Annotated in this window: 3 protein-coding genes; all 3 read right to left on the bottom strand. The window is 63.0% G+C overall.

Annotated features, from left to right (window positions below):
- Positions 1-25: 25 nt before the first annotated feature.
- The 3 genes from tnpC to tnpA all read right to left on the bottom strand — a co-directional run bounded on the left by tnpC (position 26) and on the right by tnpA (position 2,442).
- On the bottom strand, positions 26-1,615 hold the full coding sequence (tnpC, locus tag EQG66_RS15160) for an IS66 family transposase (RefSeq protein ID WP_129405342.1): 1,590 nt from the start codon (positions 1,613-1,615) through the stop codon (positions 26-28).
- A gap of 69 nt (positions 1,616-1,684) precedes the next feature.
- Positions 1,685-2,038: an IS66 family insertion sequence element accessory protein TnpB gene (gene tnpB / locus EQG66_RS15155; RefSeq protein ID WP_129405341.1), complete on the bottom strand. Its 354-nt coding sequence runs from the start codon at positions 2,036-2,038 to the stop codon at positions 1,685-1,687.
- Positions 2,035-2,442: an IS66-like element accessory protein TnpA gene (tnpA, locus tag EQG66_RS15150; RefSeq protein ID WP_129405340.1), complete on the bottom strand. Its 408-nt coding sequence runs from the start codon at positions 2,440-2,442 to the stop codon at positions 2,035-2,037. The genes tnpB and tnpA overlap by 4 nt, the downstream gene beginning before the upstream one ends.
- Positions 2,443-2,469: the final 27 nt, after the last annotated feature.

The raw sequence follows: 2,469 nt of genomic DNA, 5'->3' as shown, positions 1-2,469 counted from the left end.
GTAAGCGCATTTTCACTGGCACGTATCAGGCGGCTTGCGGGATGTAACTCATTTCGAACCTTGTTTCGGCGGCATTGGTATCTTGCCAGTTGCCGGGGAGAAGGTCGTCTATGGGATCGCCGTCATTTCGCTCGAGCAGGCGGGTGAGGACGTTGGAGAGATAGGCGTGCGGATTGTGGCCGCACAGCTTGCAGCTTTCGATTAGCGACGAGATCGCCGCCCAGTTTTCGGCGCCGAGATCGTGGCCTGCGAACAAGGCGTTTTTTCTCTGGAGAGCGATCGGGCGCATGCAGCGCTCGATGGCGTTGGTGTCGAGGTCGATACGACCGTTGCGCAGGAAGTTGGTAAGCGTCGTCCAGCGCTTTTCGATATAACGCAGCGCCTTGGCCGTATCGCCGCTCTGGAGGACACGGGCAAGGATGTGATCGATATAGCGGCGCATGAACCGCATGACGCGCGCGGTCTTCGCCTGCCGTACGGCAAGGCGCGCTTCGGGGCTGAGACCGCGTACGCGTTTCTCATATTTGTACATGAGTTGGATCAGGCGCAGCATGCGCCGCGCGACCGGCGCATTGTCGCCCTTGTTGAGGTCGAAGAACTTGCGCCTGACATGGGCCCAGCAGTGCGCGATCGTCGCCGGCCCGCCGGGACGGTCGGGATGGCCGAGCTTGTCATAGGCTTCGTATCCATCAACCTGCAGGATACCGCGATACTTGCCCAGCAGCGCGCCGCCATGCTTGTGGGCGCGGCTCGGGAAGTATCGATAGACGACCCAGGGCGGTGCCCTCCCTCCATAAGGGCCCTCATCGCAAGCGACACCCCAGAAGTAGCCAGTTCGGGTCTTGCCTGCACCGGGATCGAGTATCTTGACGGTCGTCTCGTCGGCAAACAGCCGATCCATTCCCATCATGATCTCTGTCATGCGTTCGGTGAGCGGCTTGAGGCGGGCGGCGGCATGGCCGGTCCAGCCTGCCATGACACCGCGCTCGAGGTTGACGCCCTGGCGGGCGAAGATCTGCTCCTGACGATAGAGCGGCAGGTGATCGGCATATTTGCTGGTGAGGATATAGGCGACCAGCGCCTCGGTCGGCAGGCCCCCTGCGATCAGGCGCTTGGGAGCGAGAGCGCGATTGACGCCATCGCCGCAGGAGCGGCACGCCATTTTCGGGCGCACGGTGACGATCACCCGGAACTGGGCAGGGATGATATCGAGACGCTCGGAACGGTCTTCGCCGATCTTGTGCAAAACGCCCATGCAGCAAGGACATTCCTGCGCGTCGGGTTCCAGCACGACCTCGACGCGAGGAAGGTGGGGCGGCAGCGATGCGCGCGGCCGCTCATCGTCGCACCGGGGACGCCCGCGCTTGCGGCCGAGATTGTCTTCGGCCGCCGCGCCGTCCCGCGCGAGCGTTTCGGCTTCCGCTATGGCGATCGCCTGGTCCTCGAGCCCAAGACGCAGCTGGTCGGCGGGCAGCTTCTCGGATTTCTTGCCGAACTTATTGCGATTAAGCACGTCGATGAGGTGACGGAGCTGGGCTTCACGCCGCAACGAGGCGATCAGCAGGGCCTGCAAGGTCGGCACGTCGTCGGGGATGTTTTCGAGCTCGCAAGCCATGGCCAGATATTGTCAAAATATCCCGCCTTTGCAACAAGATATTCAGTGATTCGTGCGCATTTCTTCCGGCTATTGCGCCAGCTGCGGTCGCGCCACGCGGGGTGCGTGGACGCGCCGCCAGTCGAGCCCCTCGACGAGCGCGGAAGCCTGCGCCGCGGACAGCTTCATCACAGCATCGCCAATGCGCGGCCAGCGGAACTGACCCTGCTCCAGACGCTTCGTTACGAGCACAAGGCCGGTCCCGTCCCACAGCAAAAGCTTGATCCTGTCGGATCGTTTGCAGCGGAAGATGAACAGGACGCCGGAGAAGGGATTGAGCCGAAGCTCGTTCTGCACCAGCCCCGCCAGACCCACCATCCCCTTGCGGAAGTCGACCGGTTTCGTCGCGATCAGCACCTTCAATGGCCCGGGCGGAATGATCATGCGCTCACCATCACGGCCAGAAGCACACGCTCGACATGGTCGGCGCTCGCGCCATCCGGCACGCGCAGCCGGACATCGCCGACCTCGACGATGATCTCCGCTTCGCCGCGCGCTGCCGGGCGAGGCGGATCGGCCTGGTCGTCGATCACCGCCGGGACGAACGTCATCTTTTCCCGCTCGCACATCTCGCGGCGCCACGCATATAGCTGCTGCGGCAATATCCCGTACCGCCGCGCAACCTCCGCCACATTTGCATCGGGCACCAGGCTCTCGGCGACGATCCGCTCTTTCGCCGTCGTAGACCAGCGCCGCCGCGTCACCGATTCCGGAACGACGTCCATCGGCTCAGGCCGAACAGCATCGCTAACTTCGCATCCACTTTCGAATGCAGCTTCCTCGTCCATCGCTAATTACACCTCCCCAAATGAACG

It is taken from the genome of Sphingobium fluviale, from assembly GCF_004122115.1.
GTDB classification, from domain to species: Bacteria; Pseudomonadota; Alphaproteobacteria; order Sphingomonadales; family Sphingomonadaceae; genus Sphingobium; species Sphingobium fluviale.
This window is presented reverse-complemented; position numbering and strand designations above follow the sequence as displayed.